Source organism: Pseudomonas sp. 51_B (genome assembly GCF_017491595.1).
Classification (GTDB): domain Bacteria; phylum Pseudomonadota; class Gammaproteobacteria; order Pseudomonadales; family Pseudomonadaceae; genus Aquipseudomonas; species Aquipseudomonas promysalinigenes.
Genome location: NZ_JAFGYW010000085.1, coordinates 1 through 686, shown reverse-complemented (window position 1 = coordinate 686; position 686 = coordinate 1). Strand labels below are relative to the sequence as shown.

Genomic DNA, 686 nt, shown 5'->3' with positions numbered 1-686 from the left:
CCCTTGAATAGCGTAGTGCCATTATGACTCGTAGTGTTTATCTTTTAATGTTGGCAAGTCTCGCTTTGCAAGGTTGCATGTTTTCCCCCGGCCAGTACCTGAGCACCAGCGATATCACCCGCCAGGGTGCCAGCGAAAGCAGTCGGGTCGAGCTGATTCCGATCACCCCGAAGCTGATCGCCATGAACCGCGCCACGCAGAAGCGTGAGTCGCTGCCGGCGGAGCTGCTGGTGACGCCGGCGGAATATCGCATCGGCAACAATGACGTGCTGTACATCACCGTCTGGGATCATCCGGAGCTGACCGCCCCCTCCGGCGCGCAACAACAGATCGATGCCAACGGCCGTCTGGTGCGCTCCGATGGCACGCTGTATTACCCGTTCATCAAGGAAGTCCAGGCGGCCGGCCGGACTATCCAGCAACTGCGCGCGGACATCGAACAGCGCTTGTCGGCATTCATCGCCGAGCCGCAGGTCGACGTCGCGGTGCTGCGCTTCGCCAGCCAGAAAGTCGTGGTCACCGGCGCCGTGACGAAGGCCGGCCCGCAAGCGATTTCGACCAATCCGCTGAGTGTGGTCGAAGCCCTCGGTTCCGCTGGCATCGACACTAATAACGCCGACTTGTCGGGCCTGCTGCTGACGCGCAACGGGCGGGTCTATCCACTCAATCTCGACACGCTCAATCAG

At 61.1% G+C, this 686-nt stretch carries 1 protein-coding gene; it reads left to right on the top strand.

Going from position 1 to position 686, the window contains the following annotated elements:
• Positions 1-77: 77 nt before the first annotated feature.
• On the top strand, positions 78-686 hold a 609-nt coding region (locus tag J5M56_RS23750), incomplete at its 3' end, for a polysaccharide biosynthesis/export family protein (RefSeq protein ID WP_207937912.1).